We start from the raw sequence: 22677 nt of genomic DNA, 5'->3' as shown, positions 1-22677 counted from the left end.
CGGATGATTAGCTTCGCAAGCCAAAAGCGCGGCGCCGGACCGCCGTCTACCGCCGCATGCGGATCAATGCGGCCGGGGTGGCGCCGAGGATGCGCTTCATGCTTTGCGCCATGTGACTCTGATGCGCGAAGCCCGCCTCCAGCGCGATCTGGCTGAGCGGCATTTTCCCTTGATGCAGCAAGGTCCTTGCCCGCTCGACCCGGCGACGGATGACAAATTGGTGGGGAGGCATGCCGAAGGTGCGGCGAAACAGCACTTTCAGATGCGAGACGCTGATGGCTGACACTTGCGCCATCTCATCCAGCGAAAGATCCTGATCGAGATTGGCTTCGATGAAATCGGTCAGCCTGCGCTTCTGGCCGTAAGAGAGCATTTGCCTGGCCGGAGCTTCCGGCTTTGAAGCGCCCTGGATGATCCGGACCGCCAGCGCCTTGGCCAGGCTTTCGAAATACAGGCGGTCGGATGGCACGTCCGGGTTCAGACCGGTCGCCAGCGCATGGGCGATGTGTTCGATCCTCGCGTCGCGGCGCTGGAACTGCGGATTGACGACGACCCTGTCCGGGTCGATATCGAGGTCCTCGGCAGCGCGGCGAACCAGCGCCGGCCTGACCCACAGCCGCAGGATGGTGCAGTCCGCGTCATCCTTCCAGTCGCCATCGAGCCCGGCGGGCACAATATCGATGTCGCCGTCCGACTGAACCCGGCGGTGATGTTTTCCATTGCAATGGCACGACGCGTTGACCGGCGCTCCGACGTGGATCCCAAGCCGATGGTTGATGGACGGGGGCACATAATGGGTCAGCCCCGCGACAATCCTTCGACTCAACCCCAACGCCGATCGTTTCAAGCCAGTTGTCGTGCATGGTTTCTTCTTCGCGTTGCCGCCTCGCATCATATCGTGCCGGCCAGCGAAATTAACAGGGTCGGGCGTATGCTTGCGGATAGGCAAAACCAATTGCGGCATGAATGCGGCATTCAGTTGCGGTTCAGCTTCCATCTCATATAAGCTCCCATGCAAAGGGCGAAAATGCCTTGCGAAATGCAACAGAGGCGGTGGGAACACCGATATTGCAACATGTGGAAGTCTCTCGTCGCTGCCGTGGCCTTGCTTGCCGTGAGCGGCTCGGCCCATGCCGCCAGCGCGGTCAACAAGGACGCCGAGACCCGCACGCTGGTCGTGACGGAAGGCGGCAGCAAGACCGAGCTTGCGCTGGCCGGTGGTGAAACCGTCGAATTCTGCCAGAACGGCTGCTTCGTCACCTTGCCGAACGGTGACCTCGAAGCCCTGACCGGCTCGGAAACCGTCGAGATCTCGGGCGGCGTCGCCCGCATCAAGTAACCCAGGCGGCATGATTGGAAAGGCCGGGCATTTGCTCGGCCTTTTATCGTTTCCGGCAGTGGTTGTTTAACAATGACGCCGGAAATACCGCCACGGCAGCCGCCTGCAACCAGGCGTTTTAACGTTCGCTACGCCATCCCCGGCTATACCAGCGTCAAGACGCCGAAAAGCGGCGCGCAACGGGATTCCGGCTTTCCGGATCAGACGCTGGCAGGGCAGGACGGGCATGGATGCGCGGTCGGACAGGAACGCAATACCGCTTGCGGTCGATCTCGACGGCACGCTGATCGCGACCGACCTGTTGTGGGAAGGCTTGTTCCTCCTCCTCAAGAAGAACCCGCTCTATATCTTCCTGGTGCCGTTCTGGGCCGCCGCCGGGCCTGCGCGGCTGAAGCAGGCGATCGCACAGCGCATCGATATCGACCCCGCGACGCTGCCTTATCGCGCGCCGCTGCTCGACCGGCTGCGCGCCGAGCACGGCGAAGGCCGCAAGATCGTGCTGGCGACCGGCACGCCGCGCAAATTCGCCGACGCCATATCAGCCCATCTTGGCATTTTCGACCGTGTGCTGGCGACGGACGGCCTCGACAATCTCACCTCCGGCAAGAAGCGCGCCTCGCTGGTATCAGCCTATGGCGACGGCGGCTTCGACTATGCCGGCAACAGCCGCCATGATCTCCAGGTCTTCGATGCCGCGCGCAACGCAATCATCGTCGCGCCCGACCGTCACGCGGCGCGCTGGCAGGCAGCGCATGGCGGCGAAACCATGCCGGCGCCGAAGCCGACCTTGCGGACCATCATCAAGATGCTGCGCGTGCATCAGTGGCTGAAGAACTCGCTGATAGCCGTGCCGATGGTGCTGTCGCACGAATATTTCAACACCAACATGATCTGGGAATGCCTGCTGGCGTTCGTCTCGTTCAGCGCGGTGGCGTCGGCGATCTATATCCTCAACGATTTCTTCGATCTGGCGCTAGACCGCAAGCATGTCACCAAGCGCAACAGGCCGTTCGCCAGCGGTGCGCTGTCGATTCCGTTCGGTCTGGGCGCGATCGCGGTGCTGCTGGCGATCGGTGTCTGTACCGGGCTGTTCCTGTCGCCTGAATTCCTGGCCGTGCTTGGCGGTTACATGGTCGTCACGACGGCCTATTCGCTGTCGTTCAAGCGCATGCTGCTGGTCGATGTGTTGACGCTTGCCGGCCTCTACACGATCCGAGTGATCGCCGGTGCGGCCGCGACCGGCGTTGCCGTCTCGTTCTGGCTGCTCGCCTTCTCGATCTTCTTCTTCCTGTCGCTGGCGCTGGTGAAACGCTTCGTCGAACTGCGCACAACCGCCATTCCGCCCGGCGAGCGGATTGCCGGGCGCGGTTATCGCACGGAAGACCAGGAGATCGTTGCCCAGGCCGGTATGGCCTCCGCCTTCTCCTCGGCGCTGGTGCTGGCGCTCTACATGGATAGTGTCGCGGTGCGCGAGCTTTACCCACATCCGTGGCTGATCTGGCCGCTGCCGCCCATCGTGCTCTACCTCACCATGCGCGTCTGGATCCTGGCGCGCCGCGACGAGATGAATGACGACCCGGTCGTCTTCATCATCCGCGATTGGCGCAGCCAGATCGTGGTGCTGATCGGCGCCGTGCTGCTGGTCATCGGGGGCTGGTAGGCATGGCCGAACGTTTTTTGAGCTTTGGCCTTGCCACGCCGCCGGCGCCACGCGCGATCAACGCCGACGATGCCATTGCGCTGCTGAAGGGTGGTCAGGCGAAGGAAGCCTCGTTGCTCGCCTATGGCAATGGGCGTTCCTATGGCGATTCCTGCCAGAATCAGGCCGGTGCGGTCGTCGACATGCGGACGCTGAACCACATCCGCGCCTTGAACTCCGAGACGGGCGTGCTCGAAGCGGATGCCGGTGTGCTGCTGTCCGACATCATCGCGCACGCCGCACCTTACGGTTTCTTTCCGGCGGTGGTTCCGGGCACGCAGTTCGTCACGCTCGGCGGTGCCATAGCCAATGATGTGCACGGCAAGAACCATCACCGGCGCGGCACGTTCGGCTGCCATGTCGAAAGCTTCACGCTGCTGCGGTCCGACGGAAAGACCTATCGCTGCTCGGCATCAGACAATCCGCGCCTGTTCGCGGCGACCATCGGTGGCATGGGGCTGACCGGCCTGATGCTCTCGGCCTCGATCCGGCTGATGCGGGTGCCTTCGCTCGACATCGTCGAGAAGGCGACGCCGTTTCGTGATCTCGCCGAATTCTTCGATCTAGCGGCGGCGGCGGACCAAGCCAATGAGTATTCGGTGGCCTGGATCGATCAACTCACCGGCGGCCGCAACAGCGGGCGTGGGCTGCTGTTCAGCGGCAACCATGCCGAGCATGGCTCGCATGCGGCCTCGCGCGCCGGCGGCAACCTTTCCGTGCCGTTCCAGCCGCCCTTCAATGTGCTCAACCGGCCATTCCTGACCGCTTTCAACGCCGCCTACCGGTGGAAGAAGAGTCACGCGACCGCGCCGCGTCGGACCGGCTACCACGGTTTCTTCTTTCCGCTCGACGGCGTGCGTGACTGGAACCGGCTCTATGGGCCAAATGGGCTGTTCCAGCACCAGAGCGTGGTGCCGGAGGAGGCGGCGCGCAGCGTCGTGCCGGAATTGCTCGCGGCGACCCGGCGAGCCTGGCAGGGATCTTTCCTCACCGTGCTGAAGCGCTTCGGTTCGATCTGCTCGCCCGCGCTGCTGTCGTTCCCGCGCCCCGGTTACACGCTGACGCTGGATTTCCCCAACAAGGGAGCGGCGACGCTTGCTCTGCTTGGCGAACTCGACCGCATCACGGTCGCGGCCGGCGGGGCAGTCAATCCTTACAAGGATGCGCGCATGAGCGCAGGAGTTTTTGCCGCCTCCTTCGCGGATTGGCCGAGGCTGGAAGCGCTGCGCGACCCTGCCTTCATGTCCGATTTCTGGGCGCGCACGGCTGGCAGCATCGACCTGCGGCGGGGCGGCGTCGAGGCTGCCGAATAGATAGAATTAGAATGAATATTGGTTAGCGAGCGGTTAATCGCATGATTTACTCAAAATGGTCTTGTGAATTCACGAAATCTTTTCGGGTTTGTATTATTGGAAGTCACGGGGCGGGCGCGCGGGTATGAAATATATCGTCTTCATTCTCTTTACAGTCATGACCAATGCCGCTGCGCAGCTTATGCTGAAGCAAGGCATGATGTCGCTTGGGCCGATCTCGTTCGAGGGCGTCAATCCGCTCGTCAGGCTGCTGCAGATAGTGTTCAGCCCCTGGGTGTTCCTCGGGCTCTGCACCTTCGTGATTTCCATGGCCTCGCACCTCTATGTGCTGTCCAAGGTCGAGCTTTCCTTTGCCTATCCCTTCCTCAGCCTCGCCTATGTCGCCGTCGCCATTTTCGCCTATTTCGTCTTTCGCGAGGACCTCAATGGCTGGCGTATCGCCGGCATCGCCTTCATCTGCGTCGGCACCGTGCTGATCGCGCAAAGCGGGCGGGGGCATGAGGACCAGACCGCTTCCATCACGCCCGACAAGATCCCTGCAAACGAGACCGTTCGATGAGACATGTCATTTTCGGCGGTGACGGCTTCGTCGGCCGCCACCTTGCGCCCAAGCTCGTGGCCGATGGCGAAGACGTCGTGGTCGCCGACATCGCCAGGAGCGAGCTTGCTCACTACCGCAACGTCCGGTTCGTCCAATGCGACGTCACCGATCCGGCCTCGGTCGCTGCCGTCGGGCTGAAGGCCGACGACATGGTTTACAATCTCTCGGCCAAGATGCTGTCGCCGATCCAGGTGCGCGCCAAACGACACGACTTCTTCTTCCCGGTGAATTTCCATGGCACTGAGCACATCATGCAGGCCATGGACATGGCTGGCGCGCCAAGGCTTGTCCATTACACCACCGACATGATCTACGGCCATACGGTCACCCAACCGATGACCGAGGAACACCCGGTCGCGCCGCTCGGCGAATATGGCTGGTCGAAGCAGAAGACCGAGGAACTCGCCGCCGAGTGGCGCAAACGCGGCATGTCGATCTCGCTGTTCCGGCCGCGCCTGATTATCGGTCCCGGCCGGCTCGGCATTCTCGAAAAGCTCTTCAAGCTGATCGACTGGAACCTTCCGGTGCCGATGATCGGCTCGGGCAGGAACCCCTATCAGTTCATCTCTGTTTTCGATTGCGCGGAAGCTGCCCGCGCGGCCTGGAAGGCCGGCGTGCCCAACGAGGCCTATAATCTGGGTTCCCTCAATCCGCCGCCGGTGAAGAAATTGCTCGGCGACCTGATCCGCCATGCCGGCTCGAAGTCGATCCTGCTGCCGACGCCTGGCTGGGCGGTCAAGCGCACGCTCGACCTGCTCGATCTCATGAACATGCCGATCATGGATCCGGAACAATATCTCATCGCCGACGAGGAATGCGTGCTCGACGTGTCCAAGGCTGAGCGTCAACTCGGCTGGGTGCCGCGATATCGCGACGAGGACATGCTGATCGCCGCCTACAGCGAATACCGCACCAAGAAGGCCGGGGCCGCTGTCGCCACCAAACATGTGCCCGCCGAGTAGTGGTCCCGCCAAACAGTTTTATGGCGCACGACGCCGGTCGTCAGCGCGGACAGGAGATTGAAATGACCGTCATGGCCAAGCCCGAACAGACGAATACGCGCACCCTGGTGAGCGCGCCGGCACTGTCGCCCGCTGCAACAGCCAAGCCCGATCTGATCAGTGTCGAGCAGGCCAAGGCGATGGACGTCGCCGGAATGACCGACCTGTTCAAGGCGCATCTCAATCCCGGCCAATTGCATTTCATGAAGCTGCTCGGCTTCCACAAAATCAAGATCGAGCGTGCGGAAGGCATGTTCTACATCGACCAGAACGGCCGCAAGATCCTCGACTTCTTCGGCGGCTTCGGTTCGCTGGCCTTCGGCCACAACCATCCGCGTATCCTGGACGCGCGCAAAAAGTTCCAGGAGGAGAAACGCCAGGAAATCGCCATCGCCTTCATGTCGCAATATGCGGCAGCGCTCGCGCACAACCTCGCCAAATGTTCGCCCGGCGACCTCGACATGGTGTTCTTGGGTTCGTCCGGTTCGGAGGCGATGGAAGCGGCGCTGAAGCTCGCCGAACGCGCCGCCGGCCCAAAGCGGCCGAAGGTGGTCTATGCCGAGAATTCCTTCCACGGCAAGACCAAGGGCGTGCTCGGCATCACCGACGGCCAACTCTACCGCGCCGATTTCAAGGTGGCCGATAATACGGTGCGCATTCCCTTCGGCGACATCGAGGCGGTCGAGCGCCTGTTTCGTTCCGATCCGGAGGTCGGCGTCATCGTGCTCGAAACCATTCAGGGCGGCGGCGGCATCATCCAGGCAGAGGCGCAATACTGGCAGAAGCTGCGCGCGCTCTGCGACCGGCATGGCGTGCTGTGGGTCGCCGACGAAGTGCAGTGCGGCTATGGCCGCTCGGGTCGCTTCTATGCCTTTGAACATTACGGCGTCGCGCCTGACGTGACGGCGCTGGCCAAGTCGCTCGGCGGCGGCAAGGCGGCGGTCGGCGCGATGATCGCCAGACGTGAAATCTACATGAAGGCCTATGGCACACCGAAAACGGCAATGATCCATGCCATGGCGACCTTTGGCGGCATGGGCGAAGCCTGCGTCACTTCGATCGAGGCGCTCAACGTGCTCTATGACGAGGGGCTGATCGACAATGCCGCCGTCACCGGCGACTATCTGCTGCAGCGGCTGCAGGCACTCAGGGAAAAGTTCCCCAAGATCATAAAGGACGTGCGCGGCAAAGGCCTTATGGTCGGCCTGGAGTTCCACGACTTCTCGCAGACATTGCCGATGGTGCTGCGTCCGGTGGTCAGCGTGCTCGACGACAAGCTGAAAGGCTCGCTGTCCGGTTTCGTCGGCGCGCTGCTCCTGCGCGACTACGACGTGCTCGTCGCCTTCACCGAATACAACCGCAACGTCATCCGGCTCGAGCCGCCGCTGATCTGCCGGCGCGAGCATGTCGACCGCTTCGTCGATGCCTTCGATAGCCTGCTGTCGCGCGGCATCGTGTCGATCGTGAAGGATTTCGTCAAAAGCCAGGTCCGTTAGAAGAAAGTCCGTTGAGAGCGACGATGCTGACCAAGTCTCCCGCTGCGAATGACCCGCTTGACCGGCTTGCCGAGACCGGTCTGGCGTGGGGCGAGGGGATCTACGCGCGGTTGGCTGCACCCATCGGTGCGGCGGCTTTCGCGCTCTACATCCTTCTGACGGCTTTCACGGCGTGGGTGATGCCGGACGCCAACTGGGACATGCTGCCCTACCTTGCCGTCGCCGAAGAGGGCGCCCATCCCGACGCGCAGGCGTTGCATGATTATGCCTACAGTGCCGTCAAGGCAGGCGTGTCGGCGGGGGACTACAAGGTGCTGACCGATGATGGCGGCGGCTTCCGCAGCCACATGAGGGAGAATGCCGCCGACTTTCATTCGCTGCTCGGCATGTACCGGATAAAGTTCCTCTATGCCGAGATCCTGTCGACGCTGAGCGCGGTGATGTCGCCGGTCGAGGCGATGCGGCTGGTACAGGTGTTTTCGGTGCTGCTGTTCGGCGCGATCGCGCTGCTTTGGCTGCACAGGGAAAAGGCCCTGGCCTTGGCGCCAGTGGTCGGCGCGGTGCTGATCATGGCTGATTTCGGCGATGCGGCGCGCGCTTCGACGCCGGATCTGCTGACATCGGCGCTGCTGCTCGGCGGGCTCTACGCCTATGTCCGAGGCCGCGATGTGGCGACGGCGATGCTGCTCTTCCTGGCCTTCATGGTGCGGCCCGATAATATCGTTTTCCTTGCCATATTCGCGGTGCTGCTGGTCGTCTTCCGGCAAAAGGCGCGGGGCGCGCTGGCCGGTTTTGCCGCGTCCTTCGTTGCCTATTTCGCCATCTCGCACTGGGCCCAGCATCCTGGCTGGTGGCCGCATCTTTGGTTCTCCAGCATCGAGCAGCACTACAATATGGATGGGTTCGAGCCGGCGTTCTCGGTCACCGCCTATCTCAAGGCGTTTGCGACATCGCTGCTGCGCGCCGTCAACCTGAACAGCTGGGTCGGCGTTTCCGTGCTGGCACTGGCTGGCTGGTTCGCCACCAGCCGCGCCGGCTTCCGACTTGATCGGCGCGCTGGCATTTTGTTCGCGGCGCTGGTGCTGGGCGCTCTGACAAAGTTCGCGGTCTTTCCGATCCACGACACGCGCATCTATTTCCCGCACCTGATCCCGCCCTTCCTGCTGCTGGCAGCGCCGTTCATGGCGCTCTGGGCAGCCGTGGTCCGCGGCCAGCATAGCGCGGCCTTGCACGTCATTCCCGGAGACAAGCCATGAGTTCGCTATCCAGCCTGGCGCGCATCGCCTTGTCGCTCGGCCTGCCCTCAGGCCTGCTCGATCGTGGGCCGTCGCTGCGCGGCACGAAATTCCTGGCCAAGGCAGCGCTGAAAGCGCGCTTCGGCGGGGCGGGGCAGCCGTTCCAGATGGTCAATGTCGGCGCTTGCGACGGCGCGCTTTTCGACGATGTGACGCCGTGGCTGCACAGGATTGCCGGCGCCCGCGCCATGCTGGTCGAGCCGATCCCGTACAATCAGAAGCGGCTGCGCGCCAACTATCCTGACACCGAGCGCTTCATCATCGAGCCGGTGGCCGTCACAAAAACCAAGGGCACGATCACCGTCCATACTTTCGATGCCGCGGCCCTCGAGGCCGGCACGCTGCCGATCGAATTCATCGGCTGCTCCTCGGTCACCGACACCAACTTGATGTCGGGCAAGAATGCCTGGGGCGAGGCCGACAGCAATTTCAACAAATTCGCGCCGCACCTCAGGGATATCGAGGTGCCGTCGGAAACGCTGCAGACGCTGCTCGACCGCAACGGCATCAGCCATATCGATGCTTTTCTCGTGGATTGTGAAGGCGCCGACTGGATCGTCTTCGAACAGCTCGATCTGAAACGCTACCGTCCCGGCATGATAAAGATCGAGGTCGGCGCATTGCCTGCTCCGGAGATTGGCCAGGTCGTGGTCAAACTGAAGACAGCGGGCTATCAGGTCGGCTTCCAGGCCGAGGACGTCTGGGCCTTCGCCTGACGTCTCAGGTTTTCCCCGATCCGGATCGGGTCGCGCCGCACCCGCGGCGTGTCGCAAACAGGCGGTAGCGCCGTGCCGGTCGTCTGCATATTGTGCGCCGATCAAACGGGCGCCGACGCTGCCCGCAATAGCATCTGGAGTCGCGGGCAATGGCAGAGTTTCCGAAAAAGGCGAAGGTCGTCATCATTGGCCTTGGCGGTATTGTCGGCGCATCGATCGCCCATCACCTGATCGAACGTGGCTGGACCGATATTGTCGGCATCGACAAGTCGGGCGTCCCGACCGATATCGGCTCGACCGCGCATGCCTCGGACTTCTGCTACACGACCAGCCACGATTTCCTGTCCTGCTGGACGACGCTCTATTCCATCGATTTCTACGAGAAGATGGGCCACTACGCGCGCATCGGCGGCCTCGAAGTGGCTCGCGTCGGTGACGACAGCCGCATGGACGAAATCAAGCGCAAGATCGCCTCGGCAAAGGCCTTTGGCACGCGCGCTCGCCTGATCGAACCCGCCGAGATCAAGGAGAAATTCCCGCTGATCGAGGAGGGGATGGTGCAAGGCGGCCTTTGGGATCCGGACGCGGGTCTGGTCATCCCGCGCTCGCAGACCGTCGCCGGCAAGCTGGTCGACCAGGCTGAAGCGTCGGGCAAGCTGAAATCCTTCGCCAACACGCCTGCTAGGTCGCTGGTCGTCAAGAACGGCCGCATCAGCGCCGTGGTGACCGACCGCGGCACCATCGAGGCCGACTGCGTCATCGTCTGCGCCGGCATCTGGGGACGGCTGATCGCGGAGATGGTCGGCGAAGATTTGCCGGTCATGCCGATCGACCATCCGCTGACTTTCTTCGGCCCGTACAATGAGTTCGCCGGCACCGGCAAGGAGATCGGCTGGCCGCTGCTGCGCGACCAGGGCAATTCGGCCTATATGCGCGACACCGGCGACCCCAAGACCGCCGAGGGCGGTCAGATCGAGTGGGGCTATTACGAAGAAAACAACCCGCGCCTTTGCCATCCTCGCGACCTTCTGGAGAAGGACCAGGCGCGCTTATCGCCGTCGCAGCGCGACCTCGATATGGAGCAGATCCTGGCGCCGCTCGAACGCGCCATGGAGCTGACGCCCATCCTGGGCGAACTCGGCTACAATGAAAGCCATTCGTTTAACGGCCTGCTGCAGGTGACCGCCGACGGCGGCCCGTCCATGGGCGAAAGCCAGAAGGTGCGGGGACTCTGGTATGCCGTCGCCATCTGGGTCAAGGACGGTCCGGGGATGGGCAAGCTGATCGCCGACTGGATGACGGACGGCCGCACCGCGATCGACCATCACGCCATCGACTATGCGCGCTTCTATCCGCACCAGACGAAGGAGCAGTTCATCTGGGATCGCTGCACCGAGACGGCGATGAAGGTCTATAATCCCGCCGTGCATCCGCGCGAGCCCTTCTCCAAGGCCCGCAACATCAGGCGCTCGCCGTTCTGGGAGCGCGAGAAGGAACTCGGCGGCTATTTCATGGAACTGGGCGGCTGGGAGCGTGCCCATGGTTACGCCGCCAACGAGCACCTGCTCGAGAAATACGGCAACCGCGTTCCCGTACGCGAGAACGAGTGGGACAACCGCCATTTCTGGCGCGTCTCCAATGCCGAGCATCTGGCGATGAGCGAGGATTGCGGCATCGTCAACCTGTCCCATTTCTCTATGTATGACGTCGAAGGACCAGACCACGTCGCGCTGCTGGAATGGCTGTGCGCGGCCAAGATCGGCGGCGACAACAACATCGGCAAGGGCATCTACACCCACTTCCTCGACGAGGAAGGCATGGTGCGCGCGGACTTCACTGTCATCCGCATGGCCGATCGCTGCCGGGTGATCGACGGTGCCGATGCCGGCCCGCGCGACTTCCGCTACATGCAGCGCACCGCGCAGGACAAAGGCTTTGACGCCACCATCACCGATGTGACAGAGAAATACGTCACCATCGGCATCTGGGGCCCGAATGCCCGCACCACTTTGCAGAAGGTGGTCGAGAATCCCGAGGGCCTTTCGCCGGAGAATTTCCCCTTCGCGGCGATCAAGCCGGTCAGGATCGGCGGCAAGAATGTTACCGCCTTCCGCATCTCCTATGTCGGCGAGCAGGGCTGGGAACTGCACATGCGCTACGAGGATGGCCTCGCCGTCTGGGACGCACTGCGCTCGACCGGCGTGATGCCGTTCGGCGTCGAGACCTATGCCAACACGCGCCGCATGGAAAAGAGCCTGCGCCTGCAGAATGCCGACCTTCTGACCGAGTACAATCTGTTGGAAGCCGATCTCGCGCGTCCGAAGGTGAAGGAGAACGATTTCTGCGGCAAGGCCAAGCATGTGGAATACCGGGCCCGCGAGCACCAGCCCGCGACTTTGTGCACGCTGGTGATGACCGAAAACACCGATTCCAAGGGCGTGGCGCGTTATCCCGTTGGCACGATGCCGGTGCTGGATCCGGCCACCGGCGAGACGCTGGTCGATGAACTCGGCCGCCGCTCCTTCACCACCTCGGTCGCCTATGGGCCGACGATCGGCAAGAACATCGCGCTCGCCTACCTGCCCCATTCGTATGCGCAGGAAGGCCGCAAGCTTGAGGTGGAATATTTCGGCGAGACCTATCCGGTCGAGGTCGCCGGCGTCGGCTACAAGCCGCTCTATGACCCGGAGAACCTCAAGCCGCGCAGCTGATCGGCCGGGCCACGGGACTTATCGCAAAAGCCTGGCTTCGAGCCGGGCTTTTGTCTTTTTAAGCGGGCGGTTTTCGCTTACCCTTGCGGCATGTCTGCTTTGTCGCGCGCAAGACATCTCCTTTCCGGCTGCGCCGCGCTGGCGGCGGTGCTTTGGCCGACGCCGGGATCTCGCGCGGATGAGCCGGTCGATGTCGAGCTGGTGCTGGCGGTCGACGTTTCGCTGTCGATGTCGGCGGACGAGCTCGAGATCCAGCGTCATGGCTACGCGGCGGCGCTGACGCACGACAACGTGCTGCAGGCAATCACCGATGGCGCCCATGGCAAGATCGCCGTCACCTATGTCGAGTGGGCCGGCACCACATGGCAGCGCGTCATCGTGCCATGGACCGTCATCGCCAACCGTGCCGACGCAGAGCGGATGGTCGCGCAATTATCCGCGCAGCCGCCCAACAGCGCGCGGCGCACCTCGATCTCCGGCGCGCTGGAATTCGGCAGCGACCTCTTTGCCGAAAGCGGCTACCAGGGGACCAGGCGGGTCATCGACATTTCCGGCGACGGGCCCAACAACCAGGGCGCTCCGGTCAATCTCACCCGCGACGGCGTGGTCAGCCAAGGCATCGTCATCAACGGCCTGCCGCTAATGACCCGGGGTGGCATTTCCGGTGCCTACGACGTCAACGATCTCGACCGCTACTACAGCGACTGCGTCATCGGCGGCCCGGGCGCCTTCATGATCCCGGTCAACGACTGGACGCAATTTCCCGAAGCCATTCGCCGCAAACTGGTTCTGGAGCTTGCCGGCCCGGCCTCACCGCAATGGGCGGCGGACGAGGCCGATCACCCGCCGGTGGTGCTGGCGCAGGACAAGCCCGCGGCCGACTGCCAGATCGGTGAGAAAATGTGGCGCAACCGCAACTGGATGCTCGACAGCCGCTGAGCCGAGCGAGCCGACCAACGGTGACGACTGGCACGAATCGCCCGGGCGCCGTTGCGGCGACTGTCCATGGGCACGGCGTCAATCCTGCCCCAACGCAGGTCGTGAGATGAGCCTGCTTGCAGCAGCCGAACACGTTCCTGTTGATTGACAAGCCGACAGGCCTCTGTGAACACTTCCGCCCAGAGATAAAAAAGGGGAACCGACATGAACAGGATCGCCGTTTTCGCCGCGACTTTGACGCTTGCCCTCGGTTTGTCGGCGCCGGTGATGGCCGCCACATCGGTCACCATCGGCATCAGCGGCTGGACCGGCTTCGCACCGCTGACGCTTGCCAAGCAGGCAGGGCTCTTCGAGAAGCACGGTCTCGATGTGACCTTGAAGAAGGTGCCGCAGGCCAGCCGTCCGCTCGCCATCGCCAGCGGCGACCTGCAGTGCGCCGCCACCACCGTCGAGACATGGCTGGTATGGAACGCCAGCGGGGTGACCACCAAGCAGATCTTCCAGCTCGACAAATCCTATGGAGCCGACGGCATCGTCGTGCGCAACGACATCAAGACGGTCGCCGATCTCAAGGGCAAGAACGTCGCCTCCTCGGCCCCGGGCACGTCGCCGTATTTCCTGCTCGCATGGGTGCTGAACAAGAACGGCATGTCGACCAAGGACGTGACGGTCGTCAATCTGGAGCCGGACGCGGCGGCGCAAGCCTTCCTCGCCGGCCAGAACGATGCAGCTGTCACCTATGAGCCGTTCATCTCGGCCGTGCGCGACAAGGCCGACCAGGGCCACATATTGGCGACCACGCTCGACTATCCGATGGTGCTCGACACGGTCGGCTGCACACCCGAATTCCTCAAGGCCAATCCCGAGGCGGCCAAGGCGCTCGCCGACAGCTATTTCGAGGCGCTCGACCTGATCAAGAAGGACCCGCAGAAATCCTACGAGATCATGGGCGCCGACGTGAAACAGTCGGCCAAGGAATTCGAGGATTCGGCGAAGTACTTGAAATGGGCCGACAAGGCCGAGAACCAGCAGTTCTTCACCAAGGAATTCCAGGATTTTTCCAAAACAGCGGGCGAGTTGCTGCTGCAGATGGGGCTGATCAAGGAAGCGCCCGACGTCGCCACGCTGGCCGACACCAGCGCGGTGGCGAACTGACCGCCCGACCATTGCCCATCGTGCGGCGACGCTCTTTCCTGGATACGTGACCATTTGATGGGGACGATGTGAAGATGCGCCCGTTGCATCCAGTCTCGCCGGGCCTACGAATCGCGCTCGGCATTTCCTTTTTCGTGTTGTTTATTGCCTTCTGGGCGTGGATCACCCTTGGCGGCCACGTCAACCGCATCTTCCTCGCCGACCCGCTGTCGATGCTGAGGGACGGCTGGCGGCTGCTGGTCGAGGACCGCTTCTGGCTCGACATATTGATCACCATCTGGCGCGTTTTCGGCGGGTTCGTGCTGGCCTCGGTCGTCGCCGTGCCGATCGGCATCGCCATGGGCGCATGGAAGCCGGTGGAAGCGTTCCTGGAACCCTTCGTGTCCTTCGCGCGCTATCTGCCGGCCTCTGCCTTCATCCCGCTGCTCATCCTGTGGGCCGGCATTGGCGAACTGGAAAAGCTGCTGGTCATCTTCGTCGGCTCGGTGTTCCAGATCATCCTGATCGTTGCCGTCAAGGTCGGGTCGACGCGGCGCGATCTGGTCGAGGCCGCCTATACGCTGGGCTCGACCAGCAACGGCATCGTCAAACGGGTGATCATGCCGGCCAACGCGCCCGAAATCGCCGAGACGCTGCGGCTGGTGCTCGGCTGGGCCTGGACTTATGTCATCGTCGCCGAGCTTATCGGCTCGTCCTCCGGCATTGGCTACATGATCATCAACAGTCAGTCGCGGCTGGCGACCGGACAGATCATTTTCGGCATCATCGTCATCGGACTGATCGGGCTGTTGTCCGATTTCGCCTTCAAGGCGTTCAACCGCTGGCTCTTTCCATGGAGCCTGGCGTGAGCAAGCTTCTCATCGAGGGCGTCTCGCGCGCCTTTGCCGGCGTGCGTGGCGGACTGCCGGTCAAGGCGCTGATGCCGATCGATTTGGCGGTCGCCGCCAACGACTTCATCACCATTCTGGGGCCGTCCGGCTGCGGAAAGTCGACGCTGCTTAGAATCGTCGCCGGCCTGGAAGCACCGAGTGAAGGCCGCGTGCTGCTCGACGACAAGGCTGTGGCGCGGCCGGGACCCGATCGTGGCATGGTCTTCCAGTCCTACACGTTGTTCCCGTGGCTGACGGTGACCGAGAACATCGCCTTTGGCCTACGCGAACGCGGCATGGCGCCAAAGGAGCGGGACGACATCGTCGCCTCCTATGTCGATCTGGTCGGGCTGAGGGGCTTTGAAAATCATTGGCCGAAGCAGCTTTCCGGCGGCATGCAGCAGCGCACGGCGATCGCCCGTGCGCTCGCCAACGATCCGGAGATCCTGTTGCTGGACGAGCCGTTCGGCGCGCTCGACAACCAGACACGCGGGCTAATGCAGGAGCTGCTTCTCGGCATCTGGGAGCGACGCAAGAAGACAGTGCTGTTCGTCACCCACGACATCGAGGAGGCGATCTTCATGGCCTCGCGGGTCATCGTCATGACGGCGCGTCCCGGCAGTATCAAGTCGGACGTCGCCATCGACCTGCCGCATCCGCGCCACTACACGCTGAAGACCAGTCCGGAATTCTCGGCGCTGAAGGCGCGGCTGACCGAGGACATCCGGATAGAGGCGATGCGCACGGCACAGACGCGGCCGGCCGCGGCCTGATCCGGCGATCAGGCCGCCAGCAACTGCTTGCGGTCGACACGCTCCTGCTGCGGCGAGCGGGCATAGAGCTCGCGGTAGCATTTCGAGAAATGCGAGGCCGAAACGAAGCCGCAGGCGACCGCCACCTCGACCACCGGCATCGAGGACTGGATCAGCAGATGCCGCGCGCGGTCGAGGCGGATCTCCAGATAGTAGCGGGCAGGGGAACGACCCATCTCGGTGCGGAACAGGCGTTCGATCTGGCGACGCGACAGGTCGACATGGTCTGCGATCTCGATCAGCGACAGCGGCTCGGAGAGATTGCCTTCCATCAGCTCGATAATGGTCAGGACCTTCGAGTTCTGCACGCCGAGGCGGGCGCGCAGCGGCAGGCGCTGGCGGTCCGTCGGGCTGCGCACGCGATCGGTCAGCACCTGTTCGCAGACCCGGTTGACGAGGCTCTCGTCGAAATCGTCGCCGATCAGCTTCAACATCATGTCGAGCGCAGCGGTGCCGCCGGCGCAGGTATAGATGTTCTGGTCGACCTCGAAGAGGTCGGCAAAGACATTGGCCTTCGGGAACGCCTCGGAAAAGCCCGGCAGGTTTTCCCAATGGATGGCGCAGCGCTTGTTGGACAGGAGGCCGGCGGCGGCAAGGATGTGTGCGCCGGTGCACAGGCCGCCAACGGCGACTCCACGATTATACTCCTCGCGCAGCCAGGCGAAGGCCGACTTGTTCTGGTAGCGCTCGACATCGATGCCGCTGCAGACGATGGCCATGTTGGGCCGGTCGGGGCCCGCCATCTTCTTGCGCTCTTCCTCCAGCGAGGTGTTGACCGCGCATTCGACGCCGTTCGAGGCGCGCACCGGCTTGCCGTCGATGCTGGCCAGGCGCCAGCGATAGGCCTCGTAGCCGAGCATGCGGTTGGCGGAGCGCAGCGGGTCGAGTGCGGTCGCAAAAGCGATCATGGTGAAATCGGGGACAAGGAAAAAGACAAACGATCGCTTGATCGGATGCTTGATGGCGTTCACGGGAACCTCACCTGGCCATGGCGCGAACAGGATGTCGCGAATAGCATAGCGACATCAGGAAAAACCTTGGCTGTCAATCGGCTACGCTGCCTCAGTGAGACAAAATTTGCGACATGGGTCGCAAACGGGCAATCAGTCTGCGGTAATGCTCAGGCGAACGGCATCAACTGTTCACGCGACAGGCAAAATGTACAAAGGCACAACAAAACGCCGCCGTGGTCGGAGCCAGGCGGCGTTACAGTCTTGAAGCAGCAGCGGCAGGGAGGCGCTGCCTGGAAATGGTCAAGCGACAAAACCGAGGCGCGCCGCAGCCATCGCCCCGGTCTGGCCGGGCATGGTTTTGGCAAGGCGCTGGCGCTCGAGAGCGGTGGTCAGGTTCATTTCGCGGCGGGTAAAGAGGCGGGCAAAAAGCTTCATCATCATCTCCTATCGGTTGCTCAGACGGGTCGCCTTCGCTTGATGGAGTGGGGCAGCTCGTTTGCTGGCGGTGATATAGGCTTGTGTTGGGTAAAACTAAATCGCAAAAACGAAGCACTTGATATGAAATGCGACACCGATTGCGACAAATTTGGGCAAACTGCTCGAAATTTGTGATTGTTTACAAGGCATTACTCGAAACCGGAGCCGCTATGCGGCTTGCTCATATGCGCCATGCGTTGGCGACATGGCTTCGAAACTCATTTGAATGCAAATAAAATAGAGAAGGCCTGCCGGGCTGGTGGGCGCGGCAGGCCTTCAGCATTTGATACACACGATCTACTTTGCTCCAGCCCAGGATCCAACGCCGTTGCGAGTGCCGGTCTTGGTGTCGGAAGCCTCAGGCCAGCCGATGTCCTTCTGCAGTTCGATCGGCAGGGAGCGGATGGCGCGTTCGGTCTGATAGCGGGCGCGTGCCGCGCTGAATTCAGTCGCGATGCGACCGAGGGACGACAGGATAGACATTTCATTCTCCTTTGGGTGCCGGCCGGAGACATTCCGGCCTTTGGCGTGGGGCTTACACGCAGCGTGTTTCAACCCGGTTTCATGTCGATTGCAGGCCTGTGACATGGTGGTTTCATGGCTGCTTGTGGCAGCAACCTCAATCGATGGAGTTGACTATCCTCCTTATCCGGTGTTCAATCAAACGAAATGGAATGATGTTTTGTATCAGAAAAATTGAAGGTCGCTTTGCATGAACGCCCCGCTCAATCATCCGCTGCCGCTACTCGATCTCGACGTTTTGCGCACTTTCGTGGCGATTGCCGAGACCGGCAGCTTTACCACCGCCGCCAATGCCGTCTTCCGTACACCGTCCGCCGTGTCCATGCAGATCAAGAAGCTGGAGGACATTCTTGGCCGTTCGGTGTTCGCGCGCGATGCGCGTTCCGTGTCGTTGACCACGGATGGCGAGATGCTGCTCGGCTATGCCCGCCGGCTGCTGTCGATCAACCGCGAGGTGGTGTCGAAGTTCATCATTCCCGAGATTGTCGGGGTGGTGCGGCTCGGTTCACCGGATGATTACGGCGAGCGCGTGCTGCCGCATGTGCTGAAGCGTTTCGCGCAGTCGCATCCCTCGATCGCTGTCGATGTCACCATCGACCAGAGCAGCAATCTGCGCCGGCGGATGGACGACCGCGCGCTCGACATCACGCTTCTGACCAACTCCTACAAGACCAGCGCGCTCGGCGCCGAAGTGCTTTTGACCGAGCCGATCGTGTGGGCCGGCGCCAAGGGCGGCTGCGCGCATCTGCGCGAGCCCTTGCCGGTTTCGCTTTGGGAAGAGGGCTGCGCCTGGCGTGCCGGCGCGCTGGAAGCGCTGGGGCGCGAGGGCCGCAGCTACCGCGTCGCCTATATGAGCGCGCATACGGCCGGTCAGCGCGCCGCGATCATGGCCGATCTCGCGGTCGCGCCCCTGCCGAGATCATTCCTCGGCAACGACATGGTCGAGCTCTGCCCGAAGGACGGCATGCCAGATATCGGCACCTACAATCTGGCCATGGTGGTGGCGCCCGACGCCAGCGCGCCGGTAAAGGCCGTCGCCGACCACATCCGCGCGACCTTCGAAGTCTTCCGGGAAACCGGCAAGTTCTGATCTGCCGCCGGATCGAAAGGCGCTACTCCGCCGCCTCGGCGGAGGGCGCTCGAAACAGCGTTTTCCTGTCTTGCCTGACCGGTGAGCGGCTTTCACCGAGGAACGTGACGATGTGCTGTCGCGCGCGTCGCGATTCCGGCATATCGATCAACGGCCATGCATGGAACATGCCTTCCTCGTGGACAACATCAACCTCGACACCCGCTTCCCGCGCCTTTTGCGCGAAGATCAGATTGTCGGGCGTCAAGAGATCGCGCGAGCCGGTCAAAAGCAGCGTTTTCGGCAGCACCGACAGGTCGCCATAGATCGGGCTGATGTGCCAGTCGCTGCGGTCGATGCCGGCGCTGTACATGCGGATTGCTTCGAGGCCGCCGGGAATACCGAGCCAGGGATCGTTGCGCTCTGCCTCGAACAGATCGGGATTGGAGAGCGACATGTCGAGGCCGGGCGAGATGAGCACGTGGCGCGAGGGCAGGGGCAAGCTTTCTTCGGCGGCCATCATGGTCAGCACCACCGCCATGTTGCCGCCGGCTGAATCGCCCATGAAGATGATGTCTTCCGCCTCGGTCTCGTCGAGCATCTGGCGATAGACATCGCCGACCATGCCGAACATGGCGTGGAAATCGTGCTCCGGAGCGATCGGATAGATCGGCACCGTGATGCCATGGCCGAGCCGGTCGGCCATGTCGGCAATCAGGTGCCAGTGATAGGGCGTGATTTCAAACACATAGGCGCCGCCATGCAGGTAAAGAATCCGCTTCTGCACGCCAGATCTTGGGCCGATTTCGTAGACCGGAAAGCCGCCGACGGTCCGTGTCTGGATGTCTAAACGCTGACGCAGCGAGGCCGGCGGATGGTGATCCTCGGTCTTGCGCGCGGCCGCTATCCAGCGCTTCAGGTTTTCCGGGCTGGCAAACGCCTTCTTGCGGCTGTACCTGAGCACGAAGGACACGACGTGGCTTTTGAAACTTGGCATGCGGATACACGAACTTCGGCTGCAGCCGACTAAGAGAAACCTCCACCATCTGCGAAGATCGTACGCTCGCCCGAAATGTCAAGTTTTGCGCCCTGTCCACACGGCGGTGTGATCGGCGCCACGGCGTCTGCGGCGCGGCAAAAGGGCGGCGCGCAGCCGGTTGCTGGTGGCAGACGGGGATTTTCGAGATCCCCGGCGCCTGCCGAGCAAGTTGCATTTGTCGGCAAAGGTCATCAGCGCGCCGTGCCCAGAAGCAGCGACGTGAGCGCGGCCTGCGGGTCGCTGGGCGGCGATGCCGGCCAGCCAATGTCCTTCTGGACATGCGCCGGCAGGCTGTTCAGCGCGCGGATCGCCTTGTTCCTGGCATGGTTCTGCCTGATGGTCACACCGAAGCGGCCGAGATTTTCGAACATCGACATTTTCATCTCCCTTGAAGAACGGCGACGACCGAGGATTATCTCCGGCCGCCGTTCGATGCGGGGTAAATGCGCCTGCCGTGTATCGGATGGATTTCGCGAAAACAGTGTTTCGGTTTCCGGATCGGTCGATCCGGAAACATTTGCATGCAAATGAGTTTGAGGTTCGAGACGGCCTGTGAAGGTCGAGTCTATTCGCGGCCACGCCTTGCCGCGTGGCCTTCACGCGAGCGTCGCCGCGGCGTGGCGTCGCCGGCGATGCCGTCCTCGCTCACCGTCTTGCGCGGCGGCAGCTTCACCGCCGCCGACAGTTTCGGGAACGGGTCGACCTTGTTGGGTAGCGCCATGGCGTAGACGAAATGCTCCTGGAATTTCGGTTCCAGAGCGGTCTCGATCTTCTCGATCTGGCTCACCGTCTCCTCGATCTCGCGGCGATAGCCACGGTTCAAGAGCGCCATGCGCGCACCGGCACCCGCGGCGTTGCCGACGGCTGAAACCTTGTCGAGGTCGCAATCCGGGATCAGGCCCAGCACCATGGCGTATTTCGGATCGATGAAGGAGCCGAAGGCGCCGGCGAAATGGATGCGGTCGACATGGTCGGTGTTCTGCTTTTCCATCAAAAGCTTGGTGCCGGCATAGAGTGCCGCCTTGGCGAGCTGGATGGCGCGTACGTCGGTCTGGGTGATGGTGATCTTCGGCTCGCCTTCCTTCAGCACATAGGAGAAGGTGCGGCCATTGGCGGTGACCCGCGACGAGCGCGCACTCAGCGATCCGTCGACGACGCCGTCCTCGGAAATGATGCCGGCAAGATACATTTCCGCCACCACCTCGATGATGCCGGAGCCGCAGATGCCGGTGACGCCGGTCGCCTGCACGCTTTCCAGGAAGCCCGGTTCGTCGGACCACAGTTCCGAGCCGATGACGCGGTATTTGGGCTCCAGCGTGTCGGGATCGATGCGCACGCGCTCGATGGCGCCGGGCGCGGCACGCTGGCCGCCGGAGATTTCGGCGCCCTCGAAAGCCGGACCGGTCGGAGAGGAGGCCGCCACGACCCGCGCACGGTTGCCGAGCACGATCTCGGCATTGGTGCCGACGTCGACGATCAGCATCATCTCGTCCTGGCGATGCGGGCCTTCCGACAGCGTCACCGCCGCCGCATCGGCGCCGACATGGCCGGCGATGCAGGGCAGCATATAGAGGCGTGCACCTTGGTTGAGCTTGAGGCCGATGTCGGAGGCCTTGATGCGCACCGCGCCCGAGACGGCGAGCGCGAAAGGGGCGCCGCCGAGTTCGGTCGGATCGATGCCGAGGAACAGATGGTGCATGATCGGATTGCCGACAAAGACGGAATCCAGAATGTCGTTGCGCTGGACGTTGCCCTCCGCGCAGACCTTGTCGACAAGGCTGGAGATCGCTTCGCGCACGGCCACCGTCATGCCTTCGCGTCCGTCCGGGTTCATCATCACATAGGAGACGCGGCTCATCAGATCCTCGCCGAAGCGGATCTGCGGGTTCGAGGTGCCGGACGAAGCGGCGACGCGGCCCGACAGCAGCGACACAAGATGCATCGCGATGGTGGTCGAGCCGATGTCGCAGGCCAGCCCGTAGGCCTCGTTCTTGAGGCCGGGCCACAAGGCAATGACGCGCGCGATGTCACTGTCGGCATCCTTGTGGATGGCGGCGGTCGCGGTCCAGTTGCCCTTGCGCAATATGCCTTGTACCTGAGGCAGCAGGTAGAAATCGAATTCGAGGTTTTTGAAGCCCCAATCCTTCATCAGGGCGATCTTCAGCCGGTCGAGGTCGCCGAGGGGCTTGTGCATGTCGGGTTCTTCGATCTCGACGTAGCACATGCGGATCGCCGTATCGCGAGCGATCACCCTGGTGTCGGCATCCTTGCGGATGGTCTGCGCGTTGATGACCGTGTCCTGCGGCACGTCGATGACGAGGTCGCCGAGGATCTGAGCCGAGCAGGAGAGGCGACGCCGCTCAGGCAGGCCGCGCACGCGCTCGTAGCGCTCTTCCTTGGGGCCCTTGGATGAGATGTGGTCGTTGGAGGAGACGATCTTGTGCTTGGCGAAATTGCCTTCCTGGACCTCGATCTGGCAGCGCCCGCACGTGGCGCGGCCGCCGCATACGCTCTCGACATAAACGCCGAGCTGGCGCGCGGCATCGAGCACCGGCGTGCCGACAGGAAACCGCCCGCGCTTGCCCGACGGCATGAACAGCACTAGTGGATCGGTAATGTTGGCAGGCGAGTTCATGCGTACACGTGTCTCGGAAGGGATTGTCGATACCGT

At 62.7% G+C, this 22677-nt stretch carries 21 protein-coding genes; 15 read left to right on the top strand and 6 right to left on the bottom strand.

Annotated elements, in window-relative coordinates; translation table 11 throughout:
- Nucleotides 1-46: 46 nt before the first annotated feature.
- Complete coding sequence (locus tag C1D09_RS15110) at nucleotides 47-673, bottom strand: helix-turn-helix domain-containing protein (RefSeq protein WP_143975066.1); 627 nt, start codon at nucleotides 671-673, stop codon at nucleotides 47-49.
- A 402-nt stretch (nucleotides 674-1075) separates the two neighbouring features.
- On the opposite strand from C1D09_RS15110, the gene C1D09_RS15105 reads away from it, so the two are divergent.
- The 13 genes from C1D09_RS15105 (at nucleotide 1076) to C1D09_RS15045 (ending at nucleotide 15907) form a co-directional block, all read left to right on the top strand.
- Entirely contained in the window at nucleotides 1076-1339 is a 264-nt protein-coding gene (locus C1D09_RS15105; RefSeq protein WP_027145877.1) for a hypothetical protein, read from the top strand.
- Between the two features lie 226 nt (nucleotides 1340-1565).
- The gene (locus C1D09_RS15100; RefSeq protein WP_143975065.1) at nucleotides 1566-2999 is read left to right on the top strand and encodes a UbiA family prenyltransferase; all 1434 of its coding nucleotides are present in this window, start codon (nucleotides 1566-1568) and stop codon (nucleotides 2997-2999) included.
- Between the two features lie 2 nt (nucleotides 3000-3001).
- Complete coding sequence (locus C1D09_RS15095) at nucleotides 3002-4351, top strand: FAD-binding oxidoreductase (RefSeq protein WP_143975064.1); 1350 nt, start codon at nucleotides 3002-3004, stop codon at nucleotides 4349-4351.
- 124 nt (nucleotides 4352-4475) lie between these two features.
- On the top strand, nucleotides 4476-4910 hold the full coding sequence (locus C1D09_RS15090; RefSeq protein ID WP_143975063.1) for an EamA family transporter: 435 nt from the start codon (nucleotides 4476-4478) through the stop codon (nucleotides 4908-4910).
- Nucleotides 4907-5914 carry an NAD-dependent epimerase/dehydratase family protein gene (locus C1D09_RS15085; RefSeq protein WP_143975062.1) on the top strand — a complete coding sequence of 336 codons (1008 nt, stop codon included), beginning with the start codon at nucleotides 4907-4909 and terminating at the stop codon, nucleotides 5912-5914. The genes C1D09_RS15090 and C1D09_RS15085 overlap by 4 nt, the downstream gene beginning before the upstream one ends.
- Before the next feature lie 62 nt (nucleotides 5915-5976).
- Complete coding sequence (locus C1D09_RS15080) at nucleotides 5977-7449, top strand: aspartate aminotransferase family protein (RefSeq protein ID WP_143975061.1); 1473 nt, start codon at nucleotides 5977-5979, stop codon at nucleotides 7447-7449.
- A 23-nt stretch (nucleotides 7450-7472) separates the two neighbouring features.
- Nucleotides 7473-8705 carry a glycosyltransferase 87 family protein gene (locus C1D09_RS15075; protein ID WP_143975060.1) on the top strand — a complete coding sequence of 411 codons (1233 nt, stop codon included), beginning with the start codon at nucleotides 7473-7475 and terminating at the stop codon, nucleotides 8703-8705.
- Complete coding sequence (locus tag C1D09_RS15070; RefSeq protein WP_143975059.1) at nucleotides 8702-9460, top strand: FkbM family methyltransferase; 759 nt, start codon at nucleotides 8702-8704, stop codon at nucleotides 9458-9460. Before C1D09_RS15075 ends, C1D09_RS15070 begins: the two co-directional genes overlap by 4 nt.
- A 149-nt stretch (nucleotides 9461-9609) precedes the next feature.
- Nucleotides 9610-12171 (top strand): GcvT family protein, encoded by a 2562-nt coding sequence (locus tag C1D09_RS15065; protein WP_143975058.1) that lies wholly within the window; start codon nucleotides 9610-9612, stop codon nucleotides 12169-12171.
- A gap of 90 nt (nucleotides 12172-12261) precedes the next feature.
- The gene (locus tag C1D09_RS15060; protein ID WP_143975057.1) at nucleotides 12262-13110 is read left to right on the top strand and encodes a DUF1194 domain-containing protein; all 849 of its coding nucleotides are present in this window, start codon (nucleotides 12262-12264) and stop codon (nucleotides 13108-13110) included.
- A 204-nt stretch (nucleotides 13111-13314) separates the two neighbouring features.
- Nucleotides 13315-14265, top strand: a complete 951-nt coding sequence (locus C1D09_RS15055) for an ABC transporter substrate-binding protein (RefSeq protein WP_143975056.1) — start codon at nucleotides 13315-13317, stop codon at nucleotides 14263-14265.
- Nucleotides 14266-14339: 74 nt separating this feature from the next.
- The gene (locus C1D09_RS15050; RefSeq protein WP_143975055.1) at nucleotides 14340-15113 is read left to right on the top strand and encodes an ABC transporter permease; all 774 of its coding nucleotides are present in this window, start codon (nucleotides 14340-14342) and stop codon (nucleotides 15111-15113) included.
- Nucleotides 15110-15907, top strand: coding sequence for an ABC transporter ATP-binding protein (locus C1D09_RS15045; RefSeq protein ID WP_143975054.1), 798 nt, complete (start codon nucleotides 15110-15112; stop codon nucleotides 15905-15907). The genes C1D09_RS15050 and C1D09_RS15045 overlap by 4 nt, the downstream gene beginning before the upstream one ends.
- Nucleotides 15908-15915: 8 nt before the next feature.
- Here C1D09_RS15045 and C1D09_RS15040 read toward each other — a convergent pair whose 3' ends face one another.
- Nucleotides 15916-16854 (bottom strand): GlxA family transcriptional regulator, encoded by a 939-nt coding sequence (locus C1D09_RS15040; protein WP_276315187.1) that lies wholly within the window; start codon nucleotides 16852-16854, stop codon nucleotides 15916-15918.
- A 129-nt stretch (nucleotides 16855-16983) separates the two neighbouring features.
- Here C1D09_RS15040 and C1D09_RS33155 point away from each other — a divergent pair, with 129 nt between their 5' ends.
- The gene (locus tag C1D09_RS33155) at nucleotides 16984-17511 is read left to right on the top strand and encodes a hypothetical protein (RefSeq protein ID WP_167514619.1); all 528 of its coding nucleotides are present in this window, start codon (nucleotides 16984-16986) and stop codon (nucleotides 17509-17511) included.
- Between the two features lie 162 nt (nucleotides 17512-17673).
- Here the strand turns inward: C1D09_RS33155 and C1D09_RS15025 are convergent, their stop codons facing one another.
- Nucleotides 17674-17859: a hypothetical protein gene (locus C1D09_RS15025; protein ID WP_032930657.1), complete on the bottom strand. Its 186-nt coding sequence runs from the start codon at nucleotides 17857-17859 to the stop codon at nucleotides 17674-17676.
- Between the two features lie 229 nt (nucleotides 17860-18088).
- Here C1D09_RS15025 and C1D09_RS15020 point away from each other — a divergent pair, with 229 nt between their 5' ends.
- A complete protein-coding gene (locus C1D09_RS15020; RefSeq protein WP_143975053.1) occupies nucleotides 18089-18988 on the top strand; it encodes a LysR substrate-binding domain-containing protein in 900 nt (299 codons plus the stop codon).
- 22 nt (nucleotides 18989-19010) lie between these two features.
- On the opposite strand, the gene C1D09_RS15015 is transcribed toward C1D09_RS15020, so the two are convergent.
- The 3 genes from C1D09_RS15015 to C1D09_RS15005 form a co-directional block, all read right to left on the bottom strand.
- A complete protein-coding gene (locus tag C1D09_RS15015) occupies nucleotides 19011-19964 on the bottom strand; it encodes an alpha/beta hydrolase (protein WP_143975052.1) in 954 nt (317 codons plus the stop codon).
- Between the two features lie 233 nt (nucleotides 19965-20197).
- Nucleotides 20198-20383 (bottom strand): hypothetical protein, encoded by a 186-nt coding sequence (locus tag C1D09_RS15010; RefSeq protein ID WP_027046953.1) that lies wholly within the window; start codon nucleotides 20381-20383, stop codon nucleotides 20198-20200.
- Between the two features lie 188 nt (nucleotides 20384-20571).
- Entirely contained in the window at nucleotides 20572-22641 is a 2070-nt protein-coding gene (locus C1D09_RS15005) for an ASKHA domain-containing protein (protein ID WP_143975051.1), read from the bottom strand.
- Nucleotides 22642-22677 lie beyond the last annotated feature (36 nt).

It is taken from the genome of Mesorhizobium intechi (assembly GCF_002879535.1).
GTDB classification, from domain to species: domain Bacteria; phylum Pseudomonadota; class Alphaproteobacteria; order Rhizobiales; family Rhizobiaceae; genus Mesorhizobium; species Mesorhizobium intechi.
The sequence above is the reverse complement of the archived record's forward strand: the minus strand, read 5'-3'. Positions and strand labels throughout refer to the sequence as shown.

Coding starts and splice junctions, on each gene's coding strand:
- C1D09_RS15075 (WP_143975060.1), top strand. CDS start 7,473: ATGCTGACCAAGTCTCCCGCTGCGAATGACCCGCTTGACCGGCTTGCC.
- C1D09_RS15105 (WP_027145877.1), top strand. CDS start 1,076: ATGTGGAAGTCTCTCGTCGCTGCCGTGGCCTTGCTTGCCGTGAGCGGC.
- C1D09_RS15010 (WP_027046953.1), bottom strand. CDS start 20,383: ATGTCGATGTTCGAAAATCTCGGCCGCTTCGGTGTGACCATCAGGCAG.
- C1D09_RS15040 (WP_276315187.1), bottom strand. CDS start 16,854: ATGATCGCTTTTGCGACCGCACTCGACCCGCTGCGCTCCGCCAACCGC.
- C1D09_RS15055 (WP_143975056.1), top strand. CDS start 13,315: ATGAACAGGATCGCCGTTTTCGCCGCGACTTTGACGCTTGCCCTCGGT.
- C1D09_RS15080 (WP_143975061.1), top strand. CDS start 5,977: ATGACCGTCATGGCCAAGCCCGAACAGACGAATACGCGCACCCTGGTG.
- C1D09_RS15085 (WP_143975062.1), top strand. CDS start 4,907: ATGAGACATGTCATTTTCGGCGGTGACGGCTTCGTCGGCCGCCACCTT.
- C1D09_RS15090 (WP_143975063.1), top strand. CDS start 4,476: ATGAAATATATCGTCTTCATTCTCTTTACAGTCATGACCAATGCCGCT.
- C1D09_RS15015 (WP_143975052.1), bottom strand. CDS start 19,964: ATGCCAAGTTTCAAAAGCCACGTCGTGTCCTTCGTGCTCAGGTACAGC.
- C1D09_RS15065 (WP_143975058.1), top strand. CDS start 9,610: ATGGCAGAGTTTCCGAAAAAGGCGAAGGTCGTCATCATTGGCCTTGGC.
- C1D09_RS15025 (WP_032930657.1), bottom strand. CDS start 17,859: ATGTCTATCCTGTCGTCCCTCGGTCGCATCGCGACTGAATTCAGCGCG.
- C1D09_RS15095 (WP_143975064.1), top strand. CDS start 3,002: ATGGCCGAACGTTTTTTGAGCTTTGGCCTTGCCACGCCGCCGGCGCCA.
- C1D09_RS15070 (WP_143975059.1), top strand. CDS start 8,702: ATGAGTTCGCTATCCAGCCTGGCGCGCATCGCCTTGTCGCTCGGCCTG.
- C1D09_RS15060 (WP_143975057.1), top strand. CDS start 12,262: ATGTCTGCTTTGTCGCGCGCAAGACATCTCCTTTCCGGCTGCGCCGCG.
- C1D09_RS15020 (WP_143975053.1), top strand. CDS start 18,089: ATGAACGCCCCGCTCAATCATCCGCTGCCGCTACTCGATCTCGACGTT.
- C1D09_RS15100 (WP_143975065.1), top strand. CDS start 1,566: ATGGATGCGCGGTCGGACAGGAACGCAATACCGCTTGCGGTCGATCTC.
- C1D09_RS15005 (WP_143975051.1), bottom strand. CDS start 22,641: ATGAACTCGCCTGCCAACATTACCGATCCACTAGTGCTGTTCATGCCG.
- C1D09_RS15050 (WP_143975055.1), top strand. CDS start 14,340: ATGCGCCCGTTGCATCCAGTCTCGCCGGGCCTACGAATCGCGCTCGGC.